General features: G+C 75.3%; 29 protein-coding genes. 17 read left to right on the forward strand and 12 right to left on the reverse strand.

Annotation, left to right across the window (positions count from 1 at the left end):
* Positions 1-49 precede the first annotated feature (49 nt).
* Positions 50-931 carry a DUF3027 domain-containing protein gene (locus tag ACFU74_RS04795; protein ID WP_380751744.1) on the reverse strand — a complete coding sequence of 294 codons (882 nt, stop codon included), beginning with the start codon at positions 929-931 and terminating at the stop codon, positions 50-52.
* Positions 932-1431: 500 nt separating this feature from the next.
* Between ACFU74_RS04795 and ACFU74_RS04800 the strand changes: the two genes are divergently transcribed.
* From ACFU74_RS04800 to ACFU74_RS04815, 4 genes are all read left to right on the forward strand, one after another.
* Positions 1432-2856 carry an MFS transporter gene (locus ACFU74_RS04800; RefSeq protein ID WP_380751940.1) on the forward strand — a complete coding sequence of 475 codons (1425 nt, stop codon included), beginning with the start codon at positions 1432-1434 and terminating at the stop codon, positions 2854-2856.
* A gap of 74 nt (positions 2857-2930) precedes the next feature.
* Positions 2931-3464: a hypothetical protein gene (locus tag ACFU74_RS04805; protein WP_380751747.1), complete on the forward strand. Its 534-nt coding sequence runs from the start codon at positions 2931-2933 to the stop codon at positions 3462-3464.
* A gap of 10 nt (positions 3465-3474) precedes the next feature.
* Complete coding sequence (locus ACFU74_RS04810; protein WP_380751750.1) at positions 3475-4233, forward strand: futalosine hydrolase; 759 nt, start codon at positions 3475-3477, stop codon at positions 4231-4233.
* Complete coding sequence (locus ACFU74_RS04815; RefSeq protein ID WP_380751753.1) at positions 4226-5071, forward strand: 1,4-dihydroxy-6-naphthoate synthase; 846 nt, start codon at positions 4226-4228, stop codon at positions 5069-5071. The genes ACFU74_RS04810 and ACFU74_RS04815 overlap by 8 nt, the downstream gene beginning before the upstream one ends.
* 19 nt (positions 5072-5090) lie before the next feature.
* Here ACFU74_RS04815 and ACFU74_RS04820 read toward each other — a convergent pair whose 3' ends face one another.
* Positions 5091-5474, reverse strand: coding sequence for a cold-shock protein (locus tag ACFU74_RS04820; RefSeq protein WP_350558304.1), 384 nt, complete (start codon positions 5472-5474; stop codon positions 5091-5093).
* 493 nt (positions 5475-5967) lie between these two features.
* Between ACFU74_RS04820 and ACFU74_RS04825 the strand changes: the two genes are divergently transcribed.
* The gene (locus tag ACFU74_RS04825; protein WP_380751756.1) at positions 5968-6204 is read left to right on the forward strand and encodes a hypothetical protein; all 237 of its coding nucleotides are present in this window, start codon (positions 5968-5970) and stop codon (positions 6202-6204) included.
* A gap of 8 nt (positions 6205-6212) precedes the next feature.
* Here ACFU74_RS04825 and ACFU74_RS04830 read toward each other — a convergent pair whose 3' ends face one another.
* Positions 6213-6845, reverse strand: coding sequence for an HAD family hydrolase (locus ACFU74_RS04830; RefSeq protein WP_380751759.1), 633 nt, complete (start codon positions 6843-6845; stop codon positions 6213-6215).
* Between the two features lie 132 nt (positions 6846-6977).
* Here ACFU74_RS04830 and ACFU74_RS04835 point away from each other — a divergent pair, with 132 nt between their 5' ends.
* The 4 genes from ACFU74_RS04835 (at position 6978) to ACFU74_RS04850 (ending at position 10977) form a co-directional block, all read left to right on the forward strand.
* Positions 6978-8006: a FecCD family ABC transporter permease gene (locus tag ACFU74_RS04835; protein ID WP_380751762.1), complete on the forward strand. Its 1029-nt coding sequence runs from the start codon at positions 6978-6980 to the stop codon at positions 8004-8006.
* Positions 8003-9055, forward strand: coding sequence for a FecCD family ABC transporter permease (locus ACFU74_RS04840; RefSeq protein ID WP_380751764.1), 1053 nt, complete (start codon positions 8003-8005; stop codon positions 9053-9055). The genes ACFU74_RS04835 and ACFU74_RS04840 overlap by 4 nt, the downstream gene beginning before the upstream one ends.
* Before the next feature lie 15 nt (positions 9056-9070).
* Positions 9071-9907, forward strand: a complete 837-nt coding sequence (locus ACFU74_RS04845) for an ABC transporter ATP-binding protein (RefSeq protein WP_380751767.1) — start codon at positions 9071-9073, stop codon at positions 9905-9907.
* 83 nt (positions 9908-9990) lie between these two features.
* Complete coding sequence (locus ACFU74_RS04850) at positions 9991-10977, forward strand: ABC transporter substrate-binding protein (RefSeq protein ID WP_380751770.1); 987 nt, start codon at positions 9991-9993, stop codon at positions 10975-10977.
* 191 nt (positions 10978-11168) lie between these two features.
* On the opposite strand, the gene ACFU74_RS04855 is transcribed toward ACFU74_RS04850, so the two are convergent.
* From ACFU74_RS04855 to ACFU74_RS04865, 3 genes are all read right to left on the reverse strand, one after another.
* Positions 11169-12716: a protein kinase gene (locus ACFU74_RS04855; protein WP_380751772.1), complete on the reverse strand. Its 1548-nt coding sequence runs from the start codon at positions 12714-12716 to the stop codon at positions 11169-11171.
* Positions 12717-13178: 462 nt separating this feature from the next.
* Positions 13179-14363 (reverse strand): hypothetical protein, encoded by a 1185-nt coding sequence (locus ACFU74_RS04860; RefSeq protein ID WP_380751775.1) that lies wholly within the window; start codon positions 14361-14363, stop codon positions 13179-13181.
* On the reverse strand, positions 14360-15238 hold the full coding sequence (locus ACFU74_RS04865) for an RNA polymerase sigma factor (protein WP_380751777.1): 879 nt from the start codon (positions 15236-15238) through the stop codon (positions 14360-14362). Before ACFU74_RS04865 ends, ACFU74_RS04860 begins: the two co-directional genes overlap by 4 nt.
* Positions 15239-15512: 274 nt before the next feature.
* Here ACFU74_RS04865 and ACFU74_RS04870 point away from each other — a divergent pair, with 274 nt between their 5' ends.
* From ACFU74_RS04870 to ACFU74_RS04890, 5 genes are all read left to right on the forward strand, one after another.
* Positions 15513-16208 carry a hypothetical protein gene (locus ACFU74_RS04870; RefSeq protein WP_380751780.1) on the forward strand — a complete coding sequence of 232 codons (696 nt, stop codon included), beginning with the start codon at positions 15513-15515 and terminating at the stop codon, positions 16206-16208.
* A gap of 120 nt (positions 16209-16328) precedes the next feature.
* Positions 16329-17069, forward strand: a complete 741-nt coding sequence (locus ACFU74_RS04875) for a tyrosine-protein phosphatase (protein WP_380751783.1) — start codon at positions 16329-16331, stop codon at positions 17067-17069.
* 92 nt (positions 17070-17161) lie between these two features.
* A complete protein-coding gene (locus tag ACFU74_RS04880; RefSeq protein ID WP_380751786.1) occupies positions 17162-17611 on the forward strand; it encodes a GNAT family N-acetyltransferase in 450 nt (149 codons plus the stop codon).
* A gap of 41 nt (positions 17612-17652) precedes the next feature.
* A complete protein-coding gene (locus tag ACFU74_RS04885; protein WP_380751789.1) occupies positions 17653-18357 on the forward strand; it encodes a class I SAM-dependent DNA methyltransferase in 705 nt (234 codons plus the stop codon).
* Positions 18358-18423: 66 nt separating this feature from the next.
* Positions 18424-19179, forward strand: coding sequence for a Clp protease N-terminal domain-containing protein (locus ACFU74_RS04890; protein WP_380751792.1), 756 nt, complete (start codon positions 18424-18426; stop codon positions 19177-19179).
* Between the two features lie 66 nt (positions 19180-19245).
* Here the strand turns inward: ACFU74_RS04890 and ACFU74_RS04895 are convergent, their stop codons facing one another.
* Positions 19246-19737 (reverse strand): NUDIX domain-containing protein, encoded by a 492-nt coding sequence (locus tag ACFU74_RS04895; protein WP_380751795.1) that lies wholly within the window; start codon positions 19735-19737, stop codon positions 19246-19248.
* 97 nt (positions 19738-19834) lie between these two features.
* Entirely contained in the window at positions 19835-20272 is a 438-nt protein-coding gene (locus ACFU74_RS04900; RefSeq protein WP_380751798.1) for an SRPBCC domain-containing protein, read from the reverse strand.
* A gap of 127 nt (positions 20273-20399) precedes the next feature.
* Between ACFU74_RS04900 and ACFU74_RS04905 the strand changes: the two genes are divergently transcribed.
* Positions 20400-20798, forward strand: coding sequence for an STAS domain-containing protein (locus ACFU74_RS04905; protein WP_380751801.1), 399 nt, complete (start codon positions 20400-20402; stop codon positions 20796-20798).
* Here ACFU74_RS04905 and ACFU74_RS04910 read toward each other — a convergent pair.
* From ACFU74_RS04910 to ACFU74_RS04920, 3 genes are all read right to left on the reverse strand, one after another.
* Complete coding sequence (locus ACFU74_RS04910) at positions 20703-21707, reverse strand: sigma-70 family RNA polymerase sigma factor (protein WP_380751804.1); 1005 nt, start codon at positions 21705-21707, stop codon at positions 20703-20705. The two genes, ACFU74_RS04905 and ACFU74_RS04910, sit on opposite strands and share 96 nt — an antisense overlap.
* Before the next feature lie 123 nt (positions 21708-21830).
* The gene (locus tag ACFU74_RS04915) at positions 21831-22106 is read right to left on the reverse strand and encodes a hypothetical protein (RefSeq protein ID WP_380751807.1); all 276 of its coding nucleotides are present in this window, start codon (positions 22104-22106) and stop codon (positions 21831-21833) included.
* 124 nt (positions 22107-22230) lie between these two features.
* Entirely contained in the window at positions 22231-22497 is a 267-nt protein-coding gene (locus ACFU74_RS04920; protein ID WP_380751810.1) for a UBP-type zinc finger domain-containing protein, read from the reverse strand.
* A gap of 76 nt (positions 22498-22573) precedes the next feature.
* On the opposite strand from ACFU74_RS04920, the gene ACFU74_RS04925 reads away from it, so the two are divergent.
* Positions 22574-25051 (forward strand): lysylphosphatidylglycerol synthase domain-containing protein, encoded by a 2478-nt coding sequence (locus ACFU74_RS04925; RefSeq protein WP_380751812.1) that lies wholly within the window; start codon positions 22574-22576, stop codon positions 25049-25051.
* Between the two features lie 24 nt (positions 25052-25075).
* Here the strand turns inward: ACFU74_RS04925 and ACFU74_RS04930 are convergent, their stop codons facing one another.
* On the reverse strand, positions 25076-25267 hold the full coding sequence (locus ACFU74_RS04930; RefSeq protein ID WP_350541386.1) for a hypothetical protein: 192 nt from the start codon (positions 25265-25267) through the stop codon (positions 25076-25078).
* Between the two features lie 236 nt (positions 25268-25503).
* Here ACFU74_RS04930 and ACFU74_RS04935 point away from each other — a divergent pair, with 236 nt between their 5' ends.
* Entirely contained in the window at positions 25504-25974 is a 471-nt protein-coding gene (locus ACFU74_RS04935) for a carboxymuconolactone decarboxylase family protein (RefSeq protein ID WP_380751815.1), read from the forward strand.
* Positions 25975-26097 lie beyond the last annotated feature (123 nt).

The following is a 26097-nucleotide window of genomic DNA, read 5'->3' on the forward strand; positions in this document are numbered from 1 at the left end:
GGCCCGCCCCACCGGGTGGGACGGGCCGCCGCCGGTACGGCGAACGTGCTCAGGAGTGGCCGAGCTCCTCGGTGGGCGCGTCCGGCTCGACCGAGCCGGAGAGCCGGTCCGGGTGCAGCGGCAGCGGCTCGACCACCAGCTCGTCCAGGATCAGCTCGGCGGGCGCCGGCGGCGCCGGGATGACGGCCGCCTCGGAGTGCCCGCCGCAGCCGTACGCGAAGGAGACGATCTGGCCGTCGGCCGGGCCGAACTCGTTGCCGCAGACGCCGAAGGCCTGGCCGAGCGTGCCGCCGATCGGGATCAGGAAGCCGCAGCTGACGCAGGAGGCCGGGGCGGACTGCGCCATCGGCGTCTGCGGGCCGTGCGCCTTCTCCCAGCGGTCGGCGGCCAGGTGCATGCCGAGCCGGGAGAGCACCCGGCTGCGGCCCATGCCCAGCTCGTCGGCGACGGCGCTGATCTGCGCGCGCACCGGCGCCGGCTGGATGTCCGGGTCGGAGACCAGCACGTCCTCCTGGGCGACCTGCGCCACGGCGGAGTTCGGCGCGGGCTCGTCCTCGCCGGTCCAGCCCGGCTCCAGGCGCAGGTCGTCGGCGTCGGTGGGGAGCAGGTCCCCGGGGCCCATGTCGCCGGGGCGCAGCCGCTCGCTCCACGGCACCCACTGCGGGGCGAGGATCGCGTCGGCGCCGGGCAGCAGCACGACCTCGTCCAGCGTCACGTTCTTGGCGCGCGGGGCGCGGGCCACGGTGACGGCCCAGTGCCAGCCGCGGTAGGCCGCGTCCAGGCACTCGAAGGTATGGGTGACGACACGGTCGGCCTCGGCCTGGACACCCAGGTGGGCTCCGACGGTCTCGGCGCCGACGGCGTCCTCGGCGGCCTGACGGGCGAGTTCGACGGCCTCGGCACAGAGCCGATCAGGGGTACGGCTTCGCATCGCAGCACTCACGGCGTCGATTCTCTCCCAGTTCTTCTGTCGCCCACGGCGAGTTGCCTGTTCCGTCGCGGCTCGGTGTCCCTCGTCCATTCTGCGCGACCGCGGGCCACCGCGGATACCGGCCGCGCCGCTCGTCAGGTCCGCCGGAGCCGGTCGGGCCCTCGGGCGGACCCTGGGCAGGCTACCCGCCGGTCGGCCGCCCGGCACAGTCCGGGGCGTCAGGGGCGTCCGGAGTGGCTCCGGGACGTCCGGTTCGGGAACGCCGGCCGACGGCCGCGCGGCGCGGTGCGGAATCCCGCGTCGCCGTCCTGATTCTGGGGCAGGATGGGCATGTGGCGGACGAGAACCCGTCGCAGCACGCACTGCGCGCCTCGCAGACCGGCAGCCCCGACGAGGCGAACGCCGTGCCGCGACAGCAGCCTCCGGTCCACGCCGCGGACGAACCGCGGTCCGTGGACCCCTCGCCACTGCCCGACGCCGAGGCCGACGGGGCCGCCGAGGTGCCCGAGGGGGAGGAGCCCCGCCGGCACTTCCTGGTCCGCACCGCCTCCGCGGCCGGCTCCCGCACCGGCAAGGTGGTGCACGGCACCGGCCGCCGGATCCGCCGGGCCACCGCCGCCGAGGGCGCCGGCGAGTCGGGGCTGGCCAAGCTGATCGAACTGCACGCGCTGAACGCCTTCGGCGACATGCTGATCACCGTGGCGCTCGCCTCCACCATCTTCTTCTCGGTGCCCACCGGCGAGGCCCGCGGCCGGGTGGCGCTCTACCTGCTGGTCACCATGGCGCCGTTCGCCCTGCTCGCCCCGGTGATCGGCCCGATGCTGGACCGCCTGCCGCACGGCCGCCGGGCCGCGATGGCGACGTCGATGCTGGCCCGCGCGGTGCTCGCCTGGACGATGGCCGGCGTGGTGGCCGGCGGCGGGCTGGCGCTCTACCCGGAGGCGCTCGGCGTGCTGGTCGCCTCCAAGGCGTACGGGGTGGTGCGCAGCGTGGTGGTGCCCCGGCTGCTGCCCAGCCGGCTCTCCCTGGTGAAGGCGAACTCCCGGGTCACCCTGGCCGGGCTGCTGGCCACCATGGTCGCGGCGGGCGTCGGCGGGCTGCTGCACCTGATCGGGCCGGGCTGGCCGCTGCGCGGCGCCTTCCTGGTGTTCGTCGCGGGCACCCTGATGGCCTTCCACCTGCCGCACGCGGTCGACTCGGCCAAGGGCGAGCAGCGCGCCGTGCTGCACGCCGAGGAGCCCCCGCCGGGCCACCACCTCGGTGTGCTGCAAGGCCGCGGCCACGACGACACCCCTGGTCCGGAGGCCGCCGGGCAGCGGCCCAAGGCCTCGCTGCGCACCGTCGGCCCGTCGGTGATCCTGGCGCTGCGCGCGATGGCGGCGATGCGCTGGCTGGTCGGCTTCCTGGTGCTGTTCCTGGCGTTCCTGCTGCGCGACAACCCGATCGGGGGCCTCCAGCCGACCCTGGCGCTCGGCCTGGTGGCACTGGCCGCCGGGACGGGCAACGCGCTCGGCTCGGTGCTCGGCGCCTGGCTGCGCCCGCGCGGCCCGGAGCTGACGGTCACCGCGATGCTGCTGCTGGCCTGCTGCGCCACGGCCGCCGCCGCGCTCTGGTACGGCACGGTGACGGTGGTCGCGGTCGCCGGGACGGCCGGACTGGCGGCCTCGCTGGGCAAGCTGTCGCTGGACGCGCTGATCCAGCGGGACGTCCCCGAGTCGGTGCGGACCTCCGCCTTCGCCCGCTCGGAGACGGCGCTCCAGCTGTCCTGGGTGGCGGGCGGCGCGGTCGGCATCCTGCTGCCGCTGGACGGCGCGCTCGGCCTTTCGGTGGCCGCCGCCGTGGTCGGCGTGGTGCTGCTCTGGACGTTCCGCTCGCTGCTGCGGGTGGGGCTGCGCCCCCGCCCGGCCGCGCCCCGGGTCGCGTAGGGCGTCCCCGCGGACAACACGCGGTGCCCGACCCCCGCGTAGCGTGATCGCGAAAGCCCGGTAGCCTCTGACGCATGAGCCTCAGCACCCGCGCAGTCGCCGGCCTCGGCGCCGTCGTCGTCATCGCCGCCGGCACGGTCGGCGGGTCCATCGCCTACGCGGCGAACCAGCACGAGATCAGCGACCACCGCGCCACCCTGGTGGTCGGCAACTCCTCGCAGGCCGTCGACCCGTTCTGCTTCAACGGCGGCCAGCCGCTGACCGAGCAGCAGCAGGAGGAGTGCCAGGACAAGGCCGGCAAGGCCCTGGAGGACGGCACCCTCCCCTCGTCCGACGTGGTCCTCAGCGACCGGATCGCCATCGGCGTCAGCCCGGAGGTCGCGGACCGCGGCTGGTGGGCCAACACCAACGGCGGCCAGCAGGGCCAGGGCGGCCGGTTCATCCTCGCCTCGGCGGCGCGCGACGTGACCTTCTCGGGCTCGGTGCCGGCCAGCAAGGCTCTCAACGCCTCCGGCAAGACCCTGATCACCGTGGTCGAGACCGACCCGAAGGCGCCGGACTCGATCTACGCCGTCTGGTACTTCCAGCTGAACACCCAGGACAGCTGACGGTCGTCCGGTGACGGTACGACTCCCCGACGAGCAGTCGGACCCCGCGCGGGCCCGGCTGCTCGTCGTCGTCGCGGTGCCGGCCGAGGCCGACGCCGTGCTGCGCGGCCTGGGCCGCGCACCGCAGGCCCCGCCGGAGCGGGTGGCGCTGCCGGGCGGCGCGCTGGACCGCGTCGCGCACCCCTCGGGGGTGACGGTGGACGTGCTGGCCGGCGGGGTCGGCCCCGGCGCCGCGGCGGCGGCCGCCGCCACCGCGCTCGGCGCCGCCCGCTACGACCTGGTGCTCTCGGCCGGCATCGCCGGCGGCTTCGCCCCCCGGGCGCCGGTCGGCGCGACCGTGGTCGCCACCGAGATCGTCGCCGCCGACCTCGGCGCCGAGACCCCCGAGGGCTTCGCCGACGTCACCGAACTGGGCTTCGGGACCGTCCGGCACTCCCCGGCGCCGGCCGCCGTGGCGCTCGCCGCCGAGGCCCTGGGCGCGGTCGCCGGAACGGTGCTCACCGTGTCGACGGTCACCGGGAGCGCCGCGCGCGCCGCCGCCCTGACCGCCCGCCACCCGGACGCGGTGGCCGAGGCGATGGAGGGCTTCGGGGTCGCCGAGGCCGCCGCCCGGCACGGTGTACCGTCGTTCGAACTGCGCACCGTCTCCAACGCCGTGGGCCCGCGCGACCGGTCCACCTGGCGGATCGGGGAGGCGCTGGCCGCGCTGGAGCGCGCCTTCGCCGCCCTGCCCCACCCCGCGCTAGTGAAGGAGGCCGGCCGTGGCTGAACGGCTGAGCATCGCGTACTCGCCCTGCCCGAACGACACCTTCGTCTTCCACGCCTGGTCGCACGGCCTGGTCCCGGGCGCGGACGCCCCCGAGGTCACCTTCGCCGACATCGACGTCACCAACGGCCTGGCCGAGCGCGGCGGGCCGGACGTCCTCAAGGTCAGCTACGCCGCCCTGCCGTGGGTGCTGGACGAGTACACCCTGCTGCCGTGCGGCGGCGCGCTCGGCCGCGGCTGCGGCCCGCTGGTGCTGACCCGCCCGGAGAGCGGCGACGACCTCAGCGGCAGGACGGTGGCGGTCCCCTCCGAGCGGTCCACCGCCTACCTGCTGTTCCGGCTCTGGGCGGCGAAGGCGGTGCCCGGCGGCCTCGGCGAGATCGTGGTGCTGCCGTTCCACGAGATCATGCCCGCCGTCCGGGACGGCCGGGTGGACGCCGGCCTGGTCATCCACGAGGCCCGGTTCACCTACCAGGACTACGGTCTGCGCTGCCTCGCCGACATGGGCGAGGCCTGGGAGCGGGAGACCGGCCTGCCGATCCCGCTGGGCGCGATCATCGCCCGTCGCTCGCTGGGCACCGAGCGGCTGCGGGAGCTCACCGCGACGGTCCGCGCCTCCGTCCGGCAGGCCTGGGACGACCCGGAGGCCAGCCGCCGGTACGTGCTGGAGCACGCCCAGGAGATGGACCCGTCCGTCGCGGACCGGCACATCGCCCTGTACGTGAACGAGTTCACCGCGGACCTCGGCGAGGAGGGGCGGGCGGCCGTGCGCGCGCTGCTCACCCGGGCCGCCGCGGAAGGGCTGGTGCCTCCGCTCGGCCCGGGTGCGCTGGACTTCTGAGCCCCGCCGCGCGGCCCCCCTACACGTCGAACTGGTCGGCCACCGCGCGCAGCAGCACGGCGAGCTTCTGCCCGGCCGGCTTGGCCGGGTAGCGGCCGTGCTGGAGGCCCGGCAGCACCGCGTCCATCATCGTGATGAGGTCCTGCACCAGCGCCGCCATGTCGTCCGGGCTCTTGCGCTGGGCGGCGGCCACCGAGGGCAGTGCGTCCAGCAGCTGGACCTGCATCGCCTGGTCGCCGCGGTGCCCGGCGACCACGCCGAACTCGACCCGCTGGCCCGGCTTCAGCGACGTGATCCCGGCGGGCAGCGCCTTGGTGTGGACGAAGACGTCGCCGCCGTCGTCGCGCGACAGGAAGCCGAAGCCCTTCGTCTCGTTGAACCACTTGACCTGGCCGGTGGGCATCTCGAACAGTCCTCGATGTGGGTGTGAGGGATCCCGGCCCTGGCCGGGGATCACTGGGTGGTGGGACAGCGGGCCGGCCCTGGGGGACGCGCCCGCGGGGGCTCGCACGGTCAGCACGCTGTAAGGAGCAGACTAACGGTCCGTCACTGTCTCATCCGCGTTCCGCACAAGATCCGTACGGGGCTCCGACGGCCACGGGCGACCCGGAACCGGCATGGCCGGGGCGCGGCTCGGCGCTGTCCACAGGCTCGCACCCCCGGTCGGAGAGAAAGGGGGCGCACTGATCGCACCCCTCGGCACAGCCTGCATACCCCCGCCCAGCAGGGATCAAAACTCCCAGCGCCCGGAAAACTGCGCAACGTGACGGGGCCGCTCGTCCGCGAAGCGGTCCCGGGCAGCGCCGCCGCCACCGTGCCGAAACGACCCCCGGCGTCCTCTGCGAGACTGGGGCGGCAGCCGAACCCGCCGTCCCGGCCGCAGAGGAGCAGACCCCGTGAGCAGCCAGAGCGCCGACCGCGGCGACGCCTACGTCAAGGCCGGAGCGATCGTCTTCGGGCTCGGCGCGCTCGCCACGCTCGTCACCTTCGTGCCGCTGTTCCTGGGCCTGACGCCGCTGCCCACCGCCGCGTACTGGCTGAGCATGCTGATGCCGCTGGGCTTCCTGCTCGCCCTCACCGGCCTGCTGCTCTCCGCGCGGGCCCAGCGCCGCCGCTCCCGCGCCAACGCCTGAGAGGTGTCCTAGACGACCGCGCCGAGGTGCCCGGCCAGCCAGGCCGGGAAGGCGGTGAGGTCGGGCAGCACCACGTCCGCGCCGGCCGCCCGCAGCTCCTCGGGGCCGTACGGGCCGGTGGCCACCGCCACCGCGACGGCGCCCGCGTGCCGGGCGCCCCGGATGTCGCCCAGGTGGTCGCCGACGTAGACGGTGGCGCCGTGCTCGCGCAGCGCGTCGCCCTTGGTCTCCGCCCAGAGGTCGCCGGCCACCGCGTCCGCCCGCAGACCCGAGTGCTCCAGGTGCAGCCGGGCGTTCGGCTCGTACTTGCCGGTGATCACCGCGACCCGGCCGCCGTGCGCGCGGACCGCTTCCAGGGCGGCGTGCGCTCCGGGCAGGGCGACGGTCGGCGCGAAGGCGTGGTCCCGGTACAGCGTGCGGTAGCGGTCCACGACCGCCTCCAGCCGCTCCGCCGGGAACCAGTTGCGCAGTTCGTCGACGAGCGGCGGTCCGAGCCGGGTGACCACCAGATCGGCGTCGATGAAGGTCCCGGTCTCGGCCGACAGCGCCAGGTAGGTGGCACGGATGCCGGGCCGGGTGTCCAGCAGCGTCATGTCGAGGTCGAAGCCGACGGTGAGCGGGGCGTCCGAGATAGCGGGCATGACCGTCAGGCTATCCAACGCGCCCGGCCGGGCCGTCCGCGCCCTCCGGGCCGCCGACCTGCCCGAAGGAACGATTTGCCCCGGCTTCCGCGTGGAACTTAGGTTTGCCTGAGCTATCTGCGAGAGAGAGCCATGACCGACACCACCGAGCCCGGCAGAACCCGCCTGCTGCGCCGCCGAATACTGTGGCTCGCCGCCGCGCTGGCCGTGCTGGCCGCCGCGGTGCTGCTGAGCCTGGCGGTCGGCAGCCGGAACATCCCGTTCGGCGACACCGTCGACGCCCTGCTGCACGGCGGGGACACCACCAACGCCGTCGTGATCCGCGAGCTGCGGGTGCCGCGCACGGTCGTCGGCCTCGCGGTCGGCGCGGCGCTCGGCCTGGCCGGCACCGTGATGCAGGGCATCACCCGCAATCCGATCGCCGACCCCGGCATCCTCGGCGTCAGCCAGGGCGCGGCGGCCGGCGTGGTGCTGGCGATCTCCGCGTTCTCGGTCTCCACGCTCACCGGGTACGTCTGGTTCGGCTTCGCCGGCGCGGTGATCGCCACCATGGTGGTGTACGGGCTGGCCGGACGCGGCCGGGGCGGGGCGACGCCGATCAAGCTGGCGCTGGCCGGCTCGGCGATGTCCGCGTTCATCACCTCGCTCAACACCCTGGTGCTCACCACCGACGCCGCCGCCATGGACCAGTTCCGGTTCTGGCACGTCGGCTCGCTCTCCGGCCGCACCGCGGACGTCGCCTGGCAGCTGATGCCGTTCCTGGCCGTCGGCACGGTGCTGGTGTTCGCGGTGGCGCGCGGACTGGACGCGCTGGCGCTCGGCGACGACACCGCCAAGGGGCTCGGTGCGAAGACCGGCCTGGTCCGGGCCGTCGGCGCGCTCGGCGCCACCGTGCTGACCGGCTCGGCGGTCGCGGCGGCCGGACCGATCGCCTTCGTCGGCCTGGCCGTGCCGCACGCCGCCCGCGCGGTGGCCGGCGCCGACCACCGCTGGGTGCTCACACTCTCCGCCGTGCTCGGCCCGGCGCTGCTGCTGCTCGCCGACACGCTGGGCCGGGTGCTGTTCCCGCCCTCCGAGGTGCCGGCCGGTGTGATGACCGCACTGGTCGGTGTGCCGGTGCTGGTCGCACTGGTCCGGCGGCGGAAGGTGGTGGCGGCATGACGGCCCCGATGGTCCCGCTGCGCGGCTACACCGTGGTGCGCGCCCGGGGCGTCTCCTTCCTGCTGCACCGGCGCTCCGGCTACGCGGCGCTCGGCCTGTTGCTGGCGCTCGCCGCCACCGTCGTCGCCTCGCTCTGCCTGGGCGAGTCCACCGTGGCGCCCGGCGAGGTGCTGAAGGTGGTGCTCGGGCAGCCCAGCCCGCACGAACTGGTGGTCGGCGAGTTCCGGCTGCCCCGCGTGGTGGTCGGCCTGCTGGTCGGCGCCGCGCTCGGGCTGGCCGGGGCACTGATCCAGACCGTCGCCCGCAATCCGCTGGCCAGCCCGGACGTGGTCGGCGTCTCCTGGGGCGCCACCGCCACCGTGGTCGGCCTGCTGGCCTACGGCGTGGTCGACTCCACCGGCCAGGTGCCGTACGCGGCCGTCGCCGGAGGACTGGTGGCCGGCCTACTGGTCTACCTGCTGGCCTGGCGGCGCGGGCTGCACGCCCAGCGCTTCGTGCTGATCGGCATCGGCATCTCGGTCGCACTCTCCTCGCTGACCTCGGTGTTCCTCACCAAGGGCGACGGCTTCCAGGCGCAGGCCGCCAAGGTGTGGATGACCGGCAGCCTGAACGGCGCCGGATACGACCAGGCCGGCTGGCTCGCCTGGGTGCTGCTGGCCGCCACGCCGGTGGCGCTCTGGGCGGCGCGGGCGCAGCGCTCGATCTCCTTCGACGACGCCACCGCCGTCGGCCTCGGGCTGCGGCTGAACCGGATCCGGCTCGGCATGGCGCTGCTCGGCGTGGTTCTCGCCTCCTGCGCGGCGGGCGCGGCCGGTCCGGTGGACTTCGTCGCGCTGATGGCCCCGCAGATCGCCGTGCGGCTGGCCCGCTCGGCGCAGATCCCGCTGTTCTGCTCGGCGCTCACCGGCGCACTGGTCGTCGTCCTGGCCGACCTGCTGGCCCGCCGGATGCTGGCGCCCACCGAGCTGCCGGTCGGCGTGGTGACCGGGCTGGTCGGCGCGCCGTACCTGATGTGGCTGCTGATCCGCTCCCGCCGTGGAGGTGCCTGAGTCGTGGAGGTCCCGATGCCCGCCGACGCCGTGTCCGTCGACACCGAGTCCGTCCACCGCCTGGAAGCGCGGGAGCTGACCCTCGCCTACGAGGCCAGGACGGTCGCCGAGCAGCTCTCGCTGCAGATCCCGGACGGCAGGGTCACGGTGATCGTCGGACCGAACGCCTGCGGCAAGTCCACCCTGCTGCGCGCGCTCGGCCGGCTGCTGAAGCCGACCCGCGGCGCGGTGCTGCTGGACGGCGAGGAGCTGGCGCGCGTCCCCACCAAGCAGATCGCCCGGCGGATCGGCCTGCTGCCGCAGTCGCCGTCCGCCCCCGAGGGCATCGCGGTGGCCGACCTGGTGTCGCGCGGCCGCCAGCCGCACCAGAGCTGGTGGCAGCAGTGGTCGGCGGAGGACGAGGCGGCGGTCGCGGAGGCACTGGAGCGCACCTCGACGGCCGAGCTGGCCGAGCGCGGTGTGGACGAGCTGTCCGGCGGGCAGCGGCAGCGGGTCTGGATCGCCATGGCACTCGCCCAGGGCACCGACATCCTGCTGCTCGACGAGCCGACCACCTTCCTGGACATCGCGCACCAGGTCGAGGTGCTGGACCTGGTGCGCCGGCTGAACGTGGAGCGCGGGCGGACGATCGTCGCGGTGCTGCACGACCTCAACCAGGCGGCCCGGTACGCGGACCACCTGGTGGCGATGCGGGAAGGCCGGATCGTCGCGCAGGGCCCGCCGGCCGAGGTGGTCACGGCGGAGCTGGTGCGCGAGGTGTTCGGGCTGGACTCGGTGGTGGTGCCGGATCCGGTGACCGGGACGCCGTTGGTGGTACCGGGCGCGCCGTGGGCGGCCAAGACGGGCGCATAGCAAAACTTTATGCACCAATTCGGACATAATCGACGGACTGCGCTCACCCCGCGCTCACCCTCCCCCCGCCGTCCGAGGTGCCGATGTCCCCGCTCACCCGCCGCACCCTGCTGACCTCCCTCGGCGGGCTCGGCGGCGCCGCGCTCACCGGCTGCACGACCCGCCACCCCGCACCCCCGCCGGCCGGACTCCCGGCCAGCGCCGACACCCCCTCGCCCACCCCGCTGCCGCCGGTCACCGTGGCCACCGCCACCGGCCCGGTCACCGTGCCCGGCGCGCCGATGCGGGTGGTCGCCCTGGACACCGCCGAACTGGACTCCGCGCTCACCCTCGGCATCACCCCGGTCGGCGCGGCCCGGCCCGCGGCGGACCGGGCGTTCCCCGACTACTGGCCCGCCTCCCGGCTCGACCGGATCGCCTACGTCGGCCCGGTCGGTGCCCCGGACCTCGCCGCGGTCCGGGCCCTGCGCCCCGACCTCATCCTGTCCAACCAGTCCCGCGACGGCGGCCGGTACGACGACCTGCGGGCGATCGCCCCGACCGTCCTCACCCAGACCACCGGCGCGCCCTGGAAGGCCAACGTCCAGACCCACGCCCAGGCGCTCAGCCGCCAGGACGCGGCGGCGGCGTTCGCGGCCTCCTACCAGCGGCACGTCAACCAGGTGGTGACCGCGCTGGCGAACGCCAGGGCGAGCGGTCGGCGGGTCAGCCTGCTCCGCTTCGTCGAGGGCGGCGGCATCCGGATGTACGGCCGGCAGACCTTCCCGGGCTCGGTGCTCGCCGAGGCCGGCCTCGCCCGACCGGACGCCCAGAACACCGACCAGCCCGACCAGGAGCTCCCGCCCGACCAGCTCGCGAAGGCCGACGGCGACCTGCTCCTCTACGCCGGCTACGGCGACCCGGCCCGCAACGGCCTCACCGCCACCCTGGCGAGCCCGGCCTGGCAGTCCCTGGAGGCCGTCAAGGCCCACCGCGCCTTCCCCGTCGACGACCAGCTCTGGTTCCAGCCCCTCGGCTACACCGGCGCCAACTACCTCCTCCAGCAGCTCCAACGCTTCCTCGGCGCCTGACCGGGGTCCGGGCGGCGCGGGGCAGGTCCGTCGCCACGACCGGGCGCCGGCGGTCGTGCGTCAGGGCGAGCCGGTGGCGGCCGGTGGGCGCGCGGGCGCCGTGGACCCGCCTGGCCGCGGCCTCCTGGCGGACCGGGCCGCCGCCGTCGGCCCGCCCGACGAAGACCTCGTCGGCCGGGCCCGTGGCGGGGTCACTCCTCCTCCTCGTCGGCGACGGCGTTCAGGGAGGTGATGAGGGAGGAGAGCCGGGAGTTCCAGTTCTGGTGGGTCTGGCCGTCGATGGCGTGCTTCTTGGCCAGGTCGCGGACGGAGCGCTGGGCGCTCTTCAGCTTGGCGGCGGCGTCGTCGGGGCGGCCCTCGTTGAGGCGGGCGGTGGCCTCGTCGAGGGTGCGCAGCAGTTCGATCTGGCGGCCGCGGTCCTTCTCCACCTGGGTCTGCGCGATGCTCTGCCGCAGGGCGTTGATCTGCATCAGCGGGGCCGGGTCGTGCGGGGCCGGGGTGCCGGCGGGGGCCGTCGGGGTGGGGCGGGCGGACGGGGTGGTGGCGGTCGGTGTCGGCGTCGGCGTCGCGGTGGGGGTGGGCGCAGCGGTGGCGGTCGCGGTGGGGCGGGCGGACGGCGCGGCGGCGGGGGTCGACGGGTCGTCGAAGGCGGTGAGGGCGAGCACCGCGGCGCCCGCGACACCGGCCAGGCCGAGGGCGCCGAACACGATCGGCTTGCGGCGGCTCTCCCGCTCGGGCTCCGCCGGCGGCGGGCCCGCCGGGATCGGCGCCATCACGGAGGTGGCCGCCGGGGGCACGGGCGGCGCCGGCTGGGGCGGCAGCAGGGTGGTGTGCTGCTGGTCCAGGGCGGGCGCGGGGGCCGGGAAGGCGGGCGGCAGCGGGGCGGCGGCGAGCAGTTCGGTGGTCGGGTCCGCGGGCACCAGCCCCGGCACGCAGGCCAGCAGTTCGGCCCGCGCCGCGACGGCGTCCGCCGGACGGGCGGCCGGGTGCTTGGCGAGCAGCCGCAGCACCGCCGCGTCCAGCACGGGCGGCAGGCCGGGACGCCGGGCGGAGGGCGGCAGCGGCTGCTCCCCGACGTGCTTGTAGGCGATCGCCACCGGAGTCTCGGCGGTGAACGGCGGCGCGCCCGTGAGCATCTCGGTGAGCACGCAGCCGACCGCGTACAGGTCGGTGCGCCCGTCCAGCGGGCTCGCGGTGGCCTGCTCCGGCGACAGGTACGCGGCAGTGCCGAGCACCGAGGCGGTCTGGGTCAGGTTGTGCGAGGAGCCCGCCCGGGCGATGCCGAAGTCGACGACCTTCACCCCGCCGTCGTCGGTGATCATGATGTTGCCGGGCTTGATGTCCCGGTGCACCAGGCCCGCCGCGTGCGCGTGGGCCAGCCCCTCGCAGACCGCGGCCGCGATCCCGACCGCCTGCTCGACCGGCAGCACCGGCCGCTGGGCCAGCAGTGCGGCCAGCGAGCGGCCCTGCACCAGCTCCATCACGATGTACGGCGAGCCCTGGTCGACCCCGGAGTCGAAGACCATGACGATCCTGGGGTGGACCAGCATCGCGGCGTGCTGCGCCTCGCGGCCGAACCGCTCGGCGAACCGCGGGTCGTCGGCGAGGCCCCCGTTGAGGACCTTGACGGCCACCTGGCGTCCCAGCACGTGGTCCACCCCGCGCCAGACCGTGGCCATGCCGCCGACGCCGAGTATCTCGACGAGTTCGTAGCGCCCGTTCAGCGCGCGTCCGATCACCTGGAACCGCTCCCCTCAGAGGCCCGGCCCGGGGTCCCGGGCCGCCTCGTGCACCTGTGCACGATAGCCCCGGCCGCCGGCGGGCCCGCCGGAAGGAGGAAGGCGGCCGGGGAACCGGGCAGCGGATCCCCGACCGCCGGCTCGTGGTCGTACGGGGACGACGGTCACGATCGGTCCTGGTCGGACTGGTCGAGCGGGGTGCCGGCCCGCCCTGACTGCGGGCGGGCGGGCCGGCGGGGTCCGGTCCGAACGGTCCTGCGGGCGCGTTCCGGGGTGCGCCCGCGGGACCGTCCGGGACCGGCCGGGTGGACGACTGGCACGGGGGAGCCGGCCGGCCACTCGGGGTCCTCGGGTGGAGCGGGGTACTGCGGTGGTGCGGGGTACTGCGTTACTGCGGTGGTGCGGTCCGGATGGGCGACGGGCCCGGGGGGAATCGCTCGCCGCCCATCCGGAGATCGTGGGTCACCTCGTGTGGCCCGGGGTGGTGCCGGTGCTGTCCGGCCGGTCGGTCCTCGCCGGCCCCGGCACGTCCGGGGTGACCGCCGCGGGCGGCGCGGTGGCCGCCTTCGAGGCCCGGCCGGCGCCACCGTTCGCACCGGCGGCACCTTGGCTGCCGGCGCCCTGGCTGCCCTGGCCGGTGCTGCCGGAACCGCCGGCGCCCTGGCCGTTGCCGCTGCCGGTCCCGCCGCTCCCGCCGCCTCCGGAGGCCCCGGAGGTCGCGGCACCGGGCCGGGACGGTGCCGGAGTGCCCTGGCGGCCGTCGTCGCCCGCGCCGCGCAGCAGCCGGACGCAGTACTCCTCCACCTTGTCCACCCCGCCGGCCGCGGCGACCAGCCCGCCGAACTGGGGGTCGGTGACCAGCGTGCGCGGCCGCTCGCCCTTGCCCTCCCGGTCGGAGAACGCCTTGCAGAGCGCCGCGTGGGCCACCGGGTTCGACGGGCCGCGCCCGTCCCCCGGCGTGGCGGCGGGCGGCTGCGACGCCGTCGGCCGGCCGGCCGAGGCGGCGGGGTCGGAGGCGGCCGGACCGGGGGTGGCCGGGCCGCTCGACGGACTCTCCGAGGGACCGCCGGACGCTCCACCGGCCGGAGCGGCGGTGGACGGCTCCGCCGACGGCCCACCGGCCGGCGGCGTTCCGGAACGGGTCCCGGTCGTGCTCTGCGGAGCGGACGTCACGGGGGCGACCACGTGCCGCTCCGGCGTGTTCGAACCGCCGCCCAGCGGCGAGGGCAGGTTGCCCGTGCCGGCCGCGACCGCGACCCCGCCGAGCGCAGTGGCGCCGAGCACGACGACGGCGGCCTTCGTGCTGAAGGCCCTCGTCAGCGCGGCGGTTGCCATCGAACGTCTCCGGACGGGTGCGGGTGCGGCGGGTACTGCGGGGACGGGCGCGAGACGGGCCTCCCGGAACGCGGCCAGGGCCGCCTCCTCCCCGGCCAGTTCGCCCTGCTCCGCCGGCGCCGCGGCGGCGGCGAGCACCCGGGCGACCCGTTCCTGCGGCCCGTTGCCGGGCGGAAGGGGTCCCGCGTGCCCGGTGCTGCCGTCCGGGCCGGTGAGCGAGGCGTCCCGCCCGGCCGACGGGCCGCCCACGGCACCGGCGAGCAGCTGCTCGGCGGTGTCACGGTCGATCCGACGGGATCGGTTGGTGCTCATCTCATGTCCTTCAGCGTCGCGGCCCGGCGTTCTGTCACACCCTGCGGAGAATTTTTTTTCGCGGCTCGTCCGAGCCCCTTCCGGGCCGCCCCGCCGCCGGTCGGCCCCCCGGCCTGACCGACGGCCGGGCCGCCCCCCGGAGTACCGTCCCCGCCGCGCCGCGCGGCCGGGATGCCGGAGCCGCCCGCGTTCGCCGGGAACGACTGCTCCAGCAGCTTGGCGAGCCGCTTCAGGCCCCGGTGCGCGGCCATCCGGACGGAGCCGGAGCGCTTGCCGAGCACCTGGGCGGCGCTCTCCGCGTCCAGTTCCATCACCACCCGCAGCAGCACCGCCTCGGCCTGGTCCCGGGGCAGCCGGGAGATCAGTGCCAGCGCGTCCGCGGTGCCGACCGAGGCGAGCGCCGCGCCCGCGGTGTCGTCCCCGCCGGCCAGCCCGGACAGGTACTCGAAGGGCAGGTCGGTGACCGGTCGGCGGCGGCGGGCCCGCAGGTGGTCCAGCGCCCGGTTGCGCGCGACGGTCGCCGCCCAGCCGCGGAATCCGTCGCCGTCGCCGGTGAAGGAGCCGAGGTCGCGGGCGATCTGCAGCCAGGCCTCGGAGGCGATGTCCTCGGCGTCCTGGGCGTCCTCGGGCCTGCCACCGACCAGCACCCGCAGGTAGCGGAGCAGGCCCGGCTGGACGCTCCGGAACAGCAGCCGGAAGGCCTCCTCGTCCCCGCCCTGCGCCGCCCTGACGGCCTCGGTCAGATCGACGGGGGTGGTGGTCGCGCCGCCCGCGGGCGGGCCTGGTGGCGGTCCGGACGTCGGGACCGGTCCGGACCGGCCGACGGCGTTGTCGGTGCCCGCTCCGGGGCGTTCTGCACTCTGCACCCGCCACATCATCCGCCATTCGGGCGAACGTCCCGTGCCACTGCGCCGGGACCGTCCCGCGGTACTCCGTCCGCAACCCGGCGGACCGCGACCGAAACGCGGACCAACCCCCATGGAACCTTCAGGTCGAAGGTCCCGACAGCTCCCGCCCTTCGCATGTGACGCCAGAATGGCCTTATCACCTACGTTGTAGGTGAACGATCCATTCTCGCCGCCGCCTCGCGCCCCCACCCCTTCGCGCGCTGCAGGTGCTGCCGGCCGCTCCCCCACCCCCAGGAACGCCATGACCTCCGCCGCCCACGAGCTCTTCGAGCGCGGCCTGCGCGACCACCTCGCACCCGCCCTCCGCCTGCTGGGCCTCACCGGCTGGCGGCGGACCTTCAGCCTCCCCGACCCGACCCACTGGGCGCTGCTCGGCCTGGTCGAGCAGCGCGCCGACGGCCGGCTCCGCTACACCTTCGACCTGAGCCTGGTGCGCCGCGCCGACTGGACCGCCGCGGCCTTCCCCGGCCCGCGCCCCGACCCGCGCGCCGTCTACGGCGTCGAGTCCTGGCGGGCCCGGATCGGCGAGCTGCTGCCGGTCTGCGAGGACGTCTGGTGGGAGGTGCTGCCCGGCCCGCGCTGGCGGGTCGCCCTGGACGACTCGGTGGCCGCCGTCCGCCACTACGGACTGCCCGAGCTGCGCCGCCGGGCCGAACGGGAGCGCGGCACGGCGGCCGGCGAGACCTACCTCTCCCCGGCCGAGCTCGAACAGGTCAACGCCGCCCTGCTGGCCGTCCCGGTGGCCCGGATCCAGCGCGCCGAACTGGTCGGCGGGGCACTCGTCCTCACCGGCGCCTGGACGAGGGCGGACGCGGCCGCGCGCACCGTGCTGCGCGGCGTCGCCCACGGCTTCCTCTCCGCCGGGGACGAGCTCTTCGCCGTCGTCCGGTGCATGGACACCCTCGGCCGGCCGCTCTGGGACTTCGACCACCCCTGACACGGCCCCGGGCTTCGCACCACTGATCATCCGACCATCACAGGAACCATCCGGCTTCACCGGAAGTCCTCGTATAACGAGGGGGTAACGGGACCTCCTCGTCGAGGAAACGGGGAACCGATGAGCCGGGCCGACGCGCGCGCCACCACCACCGAGGACCGCACCCTGGTCTGGGACGGCTGCCTCAACGTCCGCGACCTGGGCGGGCTGCGCACCACCACCGGCACCCGCACCGCCTCCGGCGCGATCGTCCGCGCCGACAACCTGGACCGCCTCACCGCCGAAGGCTGGGACGCCCTCCTCGACCACGGCGTGCGCACCGTCGTCGACCTGCGCAACGCCGAGGAGTACAAGCCGCTCCTCCCGCTCCCCGAGGACGTCGAACTGGTCCGCGTCCCCCTGGACGAACTCGCCGGCCCCGCCTGGTGGCAGGCCCACGGCCACCTCGACGGCACCCCGCTCGCCCTGCGCCCCTACCTCGACCACTGCCCGCACGCCGCCGCCGAGCTGATCACCACGATCGCCGGCGCCCGCCCCGGCGGCCTGGTCGTCCACTGCGGCGCCGGCCGCGACCGGACCGGCCTCGCCGCCCTCCTGCTGCTCGCCCTCGCCGACGTCGAGCCCGCCGAGATCGTCGCCGACTACCTGCTGAGCACCCCCAATGTCCGCCCCCTGTACGGGATGCTCGGCCTCCCCGACCCGTTCCACCGCATCGACGCCGCCCTCGCCGAGGCCGGCACCACCGCCGAAACCGCCCTCGCCGCCACCCTCGCCGGCTTCACCCCCGCCTCCTACCTCCTCGCCGCCGGCGTCACCCCCGCCGACCTCGCCGCCGTCCGCGCGCGCCTGCTGCCCTCCTGACGGGACATCCGGCGACCGGGAAGCCGGCCCGTCCGACTTCCCGCTCCGGCACCCGGTCCGGCACCCGGTCCGCGCCCTGGCAGACTCCGGGCGTGATCCTCCGAACCGCCACCCGCCGGGACCTGCCCGCCGTCATCGCGCTGCTCACCGACGAGGAGGGGGTGGCCGATCCGGCCTCCGTCGAGGTGGGCGAGGCGTACGCCCGGGCCTTCGCCGACATCGACGCCGATCCGCGCAACGAGATGCTGGTGCTCGACGAGGGGGACGGGACGGTGCTCGGGTACCTCCAGGTGACGTACATCCCGGGGCTCGGGCGGGGCGGGTCGGAGCGGGCGCTGATCGAGGGGGTCCGGGTGCGGGCGGACCGGCGCGGAGCCGGGCTGGGGCGGGAGTTGATGGTCCGGGCGATCGAGCGGGCGCGGGAGCGCGGGTGCGCCCTCGTCCAGTTGACCAGCAACAAGCGGCGGACCGGGGCGCACCGGTTCTACGACTCGCTCGGCTTCGACCGCAGCCACGACGGATTCAAGCTGACGCTCCGATAATCGTTCGCGGCCGGCCGGGGCGGCGCCCAATACTGCCGGGCATGGTGGACTTCTCCGACTTCGACACCCGCAACTACCCGACCGTGGACGTCCGGACCGGCTACGCCGGCTGGGTCGACAGCTACGAGCAGACCGTCGAGGACGCGATGGACCTCGCCGTCCTGGACCGGCTCGCGACACCGCCGTGGCCGGAGGTCCGCCGGGCCGCCGACCTCGGGTGCGGCACCGGGCGGACCGGCGCCTGGCTGCGCGGGAAGGCCGGCGACGGCCTGGTGCTGGACGGGGTGGACCTCACCCCCGAGATGCTGGCGCGCGCCGAGGAGCGCGGCGCCCACGACAGCCTGAAGGAAGGCGACGTCGCCGCCACGGGGCTCGAAGCCGGCGCCTACGACCTGGTGGTCTCCTCGCTGATCGACGAGCACCTGGCCGACCTCCGCCCGTACTACCGCGAGGCCTTCCGGCTGGCCCGACCCGGCGGGCGCTGCGTCCTGGTCGGGCTGCACCCGTACTTCATCATGGCCGCCGGCATGCCGACCCACTTCACCGGCGCGGACGGCGCGGACATCGCCATCACCACCCACGTCCACCTGGTCTCCGACCACCTCACGGCCGGCCTGGCGGCGGGCTGGACGCTGACCGAGATGCGGGAGGCGGTGGTGGACGACGCCTGGATCGCGCTCAAGCCGAAGTGGGAGAAGTACCGCAGCCACCCGGTCTCGGCGGCGTACGCGTGGGAGAAGCGCTAGCGGCCAACTCGCCATAGCGTCAACCCAAGGTTGACGATCCAGGATCGACAACCTACGGTTGACGCTATGGAGAATCCGATCGTTCCCAAGACCACTCAGCTGCGCCTCGACGACCTGATCGACGCGATCAAGAAGCTCCACACCGACGCGCTCGACCAGCTCTCCGACGCCGTCATCGCCGCCGACCACCTCGGCGAACTCGCCGACCACCTCATCGGCCACTTCGTCGACCAGGCCCGCCGCTCCGGCGCCTCCTGGACCGACATCGGCCGCAGCATGGGCGTCAGCAAGCAGGCCGCCCAGAAGCGCTTCGTCCCCAAGGACCCGGCCACCCCCAACGACCTCGACCCGAGCCAGGGCTTCGGCCGGTTCACCGACCGGGCCCGGCACGTCGTGATGGCCTCGCAGGAGGAGGCCCGGCAGGCCGGCAACGCCGAGATCGGCGCCGAGCACCTGCTGCTCGGCCTGCTGGTCGAGCCGGACGGCCTGGCCGTGCGGGCGCTCGCCGCCCAGGGCGTCACCCCGGAGGCGCTGCGCACGGCCGCCGCCGCCGTGCTGCCCGCCCCCGGCACCGAGGTCCCGGCGCTCATCCCCTACGACGCCCGGGGCAAGAAGGCCCTGGAACTGACCTTCCGGGAGGCGCTGAAGCTCGGCCACAACTACGTCGGCACCGAGCACATCCTGCTCGCCCTGCTGGAGCTGGAGAACGGCGCCGGGGTGCTGAACGACCTCGGCGTGGAGAAGGAGGAGATCGAGCGGTTCGTCGGCGAGCTCCTGGCCGCCTTCATCGCGTCGGGCGCCGGCGACCAGCAGCAGGACTGAAGGAGCCGTTCCGGGGCCGTGCGGGACGGGCGCGGCCCCGGAACACCCCGGAACACCACCGTCCGGTCAGAAGCCCGACACATGGGTGGTGACGATCCGCACCCGCCCGTCCAGCTTCGCCCCAAGGGCCGCACGCAGCCGCAACGAGCGTGCCGGGCCCAGCAGTTCGAGCGCCTCGTCATCGCCGACCCAGCGGTGGTCGTCCAGCTCGCCGGCCGGGACGGTCACGGGGGTGCCGTCCGGGACGCTGCCGAAGTCGAAGAGGAAGTGCTCGGCCGGATGGTCGAGTTCGTCCGACGGGTGGGTCCAGGAGATGGCCAGCAGGTCCCCGGCCTCCCGCACGATGCCGGTCTCCTCCAGGAGTTCCCTGGCCGCGCACTCGGCCGGCCCCTCCCCCAGGTCGATGGTGCCGCCGGGGAACTGCCAGTACTCCCGGTACCCCGCCTTGACCAGCAGGATCCGCCCGGAGGCGTCCCGCAGGACGCACCCCGCCGCCGCGTAGATCCGCGGCAGCGAGGCCAACCACTCTTCACGGGACTTCAACGGCTCGACCGACACGGCGGGGCCTCCTGGGACTCGGGGACAGGGGGTGCGCCCCCACTCTGCCAGCCCTCGCTCCGCCGGCCCTCGCTCCGCCGCCCCGGTCGCCGGGCGGTCAGCTCCGGGCGGACAGGTGCTCGACCAGCCGGTCGAAGCTGGAGTTGTGGCCGGCCTCCGCCTCCGGGCCCAGGAACATCGCCGGCACGTCCTCCTGCTCCATGAGCACCCGGGTGCGGCCGTCGCCGAGGTCGGTGAGGGTGATCCGGCCGGTGAGGCCGACGCCCTCCTCCAGGAACTCCAGCATCTCGCCCTCGCGGATCGCGGTGAACCGGCCGCTCAGCGGGTAGCGGTCGCCGGTCTCCTCGATCACCATCGTGCTGTCGAAGCGCCCGCCCACCTCCGGCTCGATGGTCACGGTGTCCAGCGGCACATGGGTGCCGACCGGGCCCCAGAAGCGGACGAACTGCTCCGGCTCGACGTACGCCCGGAAGACCTCGGCCGGGGTGGCCGGCAGCTCGCGGACGATGGACAGGGTGCCGAGGTTCTCGGTCATGGTGGTGGTTCCCTCTGTTCGGTGGACGCGCTGCTCGGTGCCGCGCTTTCACAGGGGTAGACCGGGGACTCATCGGAAACTCATCGCTCCCCGGCGAAGTTTTTTCCGGAATCTTTCCGCCGGGCCGATGAGCCCTGTCCGCCGCACCGGTCTCACCTCCGTGAAGACCGAACCGGAAGCACCCGCCGACCGCCCGCTGAGCTGCGACCTGGGCGCGCTCACCATCCCCGACCTGGCCGTCGTCGACGCCCTGGCCCGGCTGCGGCTCGCCGCCGCCCGGCACGGTGTGCGCCTCGTGCTGCGCAACGCGAGCGGCCCGCTGCGCGAACTGCTCGCGTTCAGCGGGCTGGCCGCCGTCCTCCCCGCTGCTGTCCTCCCCGCCGAGGCGAACGGCGTCGGGGAGGACGGCAGCGGGGAGGACGCCGTGGGGCTACTCCCCGGCCTCCAGTCGCGGCGGCAGGCCGAAGAGCGGGAACAGCACGTCGGTGTCGAGGAAGTTGGTGAGCCCGGTGATCCGGCCCGCTGACACCTCCAGCACGATCAGCGCCCACGGCTCGTGCCCGCCGTCCGGGCTCGGCCGGTACTGGCCGAACGCGGGACCGCCGTTGGCCTCCACCGGCACCAGCCGCGAGCCCCGGCAGCCGTGGCCGGGCCCCAGCATCCACTCCCGGATGTCCGCGTGCCCGGTCAGCCAGAGCGCGAACGGCGGCATGTTGAGCGTGACGTCCTCGTGCAGCAGCGCCGCCAGGCCGTCCATGTCGTACGCCTCGAAGGCGGTGACGTACCGGGCCAGCAGCGCCCGGTGGTCCTCGTCCAGCCCAGCCGCCGGCCGGGACGCGGCCGGCTCGGCGGCGAGCGCGGCCCGGGCCCGCTGGAGCGCGCTGTTCACCGAGGCGACGGTCACGCCGAGCAGTTCGGCCACCTCATTGGCCCGCCAGCCGAGTACTTCGCGCAGGATCAGCACCGCACGCTGCCGGGGCGCCAGCCGCTGGAGCGCGGCGACGAAGGCCAGCCGCACCGACTCGCGCTGCGCGGCCACCTCGGCCGGGTCGCCGGTCTCGGGCAGCACCCGGCCGTCCGGCGTCGGGCCGATCCAGGTCACCTCGGGCAGCTGGGCGTCGGTCGCGGTGGCCACGGTGGACGGGCCCGCCAGGTCCATCGGCCGGGCCCGGGCGTTGCGGCCGTTCAGCGCGTCCAGGCAGACATTGGTGGCGATCCGGTAGAGCCAGGAGCGCAGCGCGGCGCGGCCCTCGAACCCCCGGTACCCGCGCCAGGCGCGGACCATGGTGTCCTGCACCGCGTCCTCGGCCTCGAAGACCGAGCCGAGCATGCGGTAGCAGTACCCGGTCAGCTCCGTCCGGTACCGCTCCAGCTGGAGCTCGACCGGCTCCTCCGTCACCGGCCCGGTCACCGGCTCGGTCATCAGCTCGGTCATCGTCCGCGCCCCCGCTCACCTGCTGTCGTCGATCACCGGGAAAGGTACCGCAGCGCACTGACAACGCCACCGCGCACCCTCGGCCGCCGTCCTGAACACGGGTCAGGACGGCGGCCGGGGCGATCAGTGCGCGCTGTGCTTCTCGGCACCGCGGTGCCGGTGACCCTTGAGTTCGGCGTGCTGCGCGGGCGCGGAGTGCGGGACCGCCGTCGCCGCGTCCCGCCCGCCGTGCCGGAAGGAGGCGCCGCCCGCGGTCCCGGCACCGGCGGCGGGCTGCGGGGTCGCGGTGCGCAGCCTCGGCAGGAGCGTGTCCGGCGTCGTCGCCATGCCCCGGCGCTCCAGCAGCTCCTGGGCACCGCTGCGGAGCCTGGACGGGCTTCCCGCTGTTCGCTTGGTCATCGTCGGCCTCCCTTCGGTGGCCGCCGGCCGGACAGGACCCGGCCGGAGGCCGCACGGGCGTTATGTCCCGATTGGTCGGGGATTACACCTCAACCCATGGCCGCCGGAACGTCAACCCGGTCAGTCACCCCATGAGCTCGTGGACGAAACACCACCGCCAGTCCTCCCCCGGCTCGTACGACCGGATCACCGGGTGCGAGCTGTCGTGGAAGTGCGCGGTGGCGTGCCGCTGCGGCGAGAAGTCACAGCAGCCGATGTGGCCGCAGTCCAGGCAGAGCCGCAGGTGCACCCAGTCCCGGCGTCCCTGGGCCAGGCAGTCGGCGCAGCCGTCGACGGGCGGCCGGGGCGCGATGTCCCGGGGTGCGGCGGCGAGGTCTTCGCAGGCGCTCATGGAACGCACAGTAGTGACGCCGGGCCCGACCCGCTCCCCGGGACACGCGCCCGAGGGGTCGTGGGAGCATGCCCCAGTGGCGGATGCGACGGGGAGCACGACGGTTGGCACGACCAGCGACACGGGGGACCCCCCGCCGTCCGGCATATCCGCCACCGGCCGGATCCGGCAGCCCGCGGCGCTGATCCGGCTGCTCGCCGGCCTCACCGTGATCGCCCTGGCCCTGCTCTCCGCCGACTGCGCCCGCGCCACCACCAGCGGCCTCGCCGAGGACGTCGCCGCCGCCGCGGCGCTGGTGCCGCACCCGCTGGGCGGCGTCGCCACCGGCCTCACCACCGCCGCACTGCTGCTCCTGCCCGTCCTGTCCGCCACCCGCCGGCTGCTGCGCCCGACGGCCGACCGGCGGCACGTCCTCCAGCAGCTCGCCGACGGCCTGCTGGCCGCCGTCCTGGCCTACGGCGCCTCGATCGCCCTGGACCTGTGGATCGACGGACCCGCCCCGTTCTCCCTGGTCTCCGCACTCACCCAGCCGCTGCCCGGCGACCCGCTGGCCCGCACCGAACCGGTCTACGGCCACCTCGCCCCGGTCCTGGCCTTCCTCACCGCCTCGGCGGCCCGCGAACGCCGGGTCCCGCGGACCGTCCTCGCCCTCTCCGCGCTCGCCGGGCTCGCCGGCGGGGCCGCCACCCCGACCGCCCTGCTGCTGGGGGTGCTGATCGGCTGGACGGCCGCCCACGGCACCCGCTGGGCCGTCGGCACGCCGGATCCCCGCCCCCGGCCCGCCCAGCTGCTGCACAGCCTGCGCGAGGCCGGCCTGCGCCCGGTCGCCGCCACCCCCGCCGGCCAGGACCGCTACCTGGTCCGCCAACGGGACGGCCGCCCCGAGCTGGACGTCCAGCTGCTCGACCGGCAGGCGGTCACCGCCGCCCTGGTGCAGCGGGCCTGGCGGCGGCTGCGGCTGCGCACCGCCCCGCACCCGCGCGCCCTGCGCTCGCTGCGCACCGGACTGGAGCACGAGGCGCTGGTCTCCTACGCGGCCGTCGCCGCCGGGGTCCGCACCCGCCCGATCGCCGCCACCGCCGAACTCGGTCCGGACACCGCGCTGGTCGCCTACCAGCGGCTGCCCGGCCGCACCCTGGACGAGCTGGCCGACGGGGAACTCACCGACGCGCTGCTCGCCGACGCCTGGAGCCAGCTGGCCCTGCTCCAGCGGCGGGCGATCGCACACCGCGCGCTGGTGCCCTCCGCGCTGCTGGTCGACGCGGCGGGCGCGGTGCACCTGGTGGGCCTCGCGGACGGCGACATCGCGGCGGGCGAACTGGTGCTGCGCAGCGACATCGCCCAGCTGCTCACCACGCTCGCGCTGCGCACCGGGGCCGAACGGTCGGTACGCGCCGCGGTGGCGGTGCTCGGCCCGGACGCGGTCGCCGCCGCGCTGCCGCTGCTCCAGCCGATCGCGCTGACCCGCGGCACCCGGCACGCCCTCAAGCAGGCCGGACGGGCCGCGCAGAGCGCGGGAACCGCGGAGACCGGAGCACCCGCACCCGACCTGCTGGAGGAGATCCGCGCCGAAGTCCTCCGCAGCCGCCCGCAGGCCCCCGTCCGCCCGGTCCGGCTGGAGCGGCTGCGCCCCCGCACCCTGCTCGCCGTCGGCGGCGGCGTGGTGGCCGGCTGGCTGCTGGTGCCGCAGTTCTTCGCCACCGAGCGCAACCCGATCGCCGCCGTCGCCGACGCCGACCCGTTCTGGCTGGTCCTCGCCCTGCTCGCGGCGGCCGTCAGCCACGTCATGGGGGCGATGGGCTTCGTCGGCTTCGTCCCCGAGCGGCTGGACTTCCGCAACGCGGTGCTCGCCCAGGTCGCCGGCTCCTTCGTGAAGCTGGTCTCCCCCGGCGGGGTCGGCGGCGTCGCCCTGAACACCCGCTTCCTCCAGCGGGCCGGCATCCCGACCGCGCAGGCGCTCTCCAGCGTCGGCGTGGGACAGCTGCTCGGGCTGGTGCTGCACCTGCTCCAGATCGGCGCCTTCGTCTACCTGACCGGGGTGGAGACCGGCGGCTCCGAGCTGGAGGCCCTGCCGTTCGTGGTCGGCGGCCTCGCCGTGGCGGGCGTCCTGCTGGCCGCGGTGTCCGCCGTACCGCCGGCCCGGCGCTGGCTGGCCACCCGGCTGCGCCCGCTGACCGCCGAGGTGCTGCCCCGGCTGGTGGAGCTGCTGCGCAACCCGTGGCGGCTGGCGGTCGGCTTCACCGGGCAGCTGCTGGTGTCGATCACGCTGATCGCCTGCCTGTACTGCTCCGCCCGGGCGGTCGGCTCGGAGCCCGGCTTCGCCGCGGTCGGCGTGGTGTTCCTGGTCGGCAACACGGCCGGGAGCGCGGCGCCGACGCCCGGCGGGGCCGGGATCGTGGACACCGCGCTGGTGGCCGGCCTGGGGCTGACCTCCTCGATGGAGGAGGGCGGGGCGCTGGCCGCCGTCACGCTCTTCCGGCTGCTCACCCTCCTGCTGCCGGTGCTCCCGGGCTGGGCGGCGTTCAGCTGGCTCCAGCGCCGCGGGGCGCTCTGAGGCGGGCCACTCCCCGGCGCGGGGCTACTCCCGGTACTCGTCCTCGTCGAGCTGGACGATCCGGCTCTGCTCGGCGACGTCCGCGACATCGGTGGCCGGGTCCGCTCCGAGCGCGCGCCGCTCGGCCAGCTCGTCGTACTCGTCCTCCACCGTCTGCTCGTCCGGCTCCGCGGCCTCGTCGACCTCGTCCAGGTAGTCCTCGTGGTTCTGCGGCATGGCGTCCGTCCTCGTTCCTCGAAGGTTCCTCGGAGACTTCATCGGAGACTTCATCGGAGGCTTCCTCTGACCCGGTGGCGACTGCCCGGTGGCGTACTGGCAGTATCCGTCGGCCACCGCCCGGGCGCGAAGCGCCACCGGCCCGTCGGCGTGTTGCCTCCTACCCGGATTGACCCGTCGAAACCGATCGGGAATGCACCCCGTACGGGGTTCACCCGCTTCCTAGGGTCATAGCCATGACGACGAACACGCACACCCCGCAGCACACCGCCCGCCTCGACTACGCCCGCACCGCCCCCAAGGCCTTCCGCGCGATGATCGCGCTGGACGCAGCCGCCCGGGAGGGCCTCGACCCGGCCCTCGTCGAGCTGGTGCAGATCCGCTCCTCCCAGCTCAACGGCTGCGCCTACTGCCTGGACATGCACGTCAAGGACGCCCGCAAGGCCGGCGAGAGCGACGAGCGGATCTATCTGCTGCCCGCCTGGCGGGAGGCCCCCGAGGGCGTCTACAGCGAGCGCGACCGCGCCGCCCTCGCGCTGGCCGAGCAGATCACCCACATCGGCGGCGGCGTGTCCGACGAGGTGTACGGGCGGGCCGCCGCGCTGTTCCCGGAGCAGGAGCTGGCCCAGCTGATCTCGCTCTGCTACACCATCAACGCCTGGAACCGGATCAACGTCGCCACCCGCAAGACCCCCGGCACCCACTGACCGCCGCGGGCCGTCCGCTCGGGCAGACCGGGCCTCCCGGCCACCGGGGTACGATCGGAGCCGTACCAGCAGGGCTTACCCACACCTCCCGGTGGCCCCGAGGCCCTTACGAACGACGGGGAA

This window comes from Kitasatospora sp. NPDC057500 (assembly GCF_042802195.1).
Taxonomy (GTDB): domain Bacteria; phylum Actinomycetota; class Actinomycetes; order Streptomycetales; family Streptomycetaceae; genus Kitasatospora.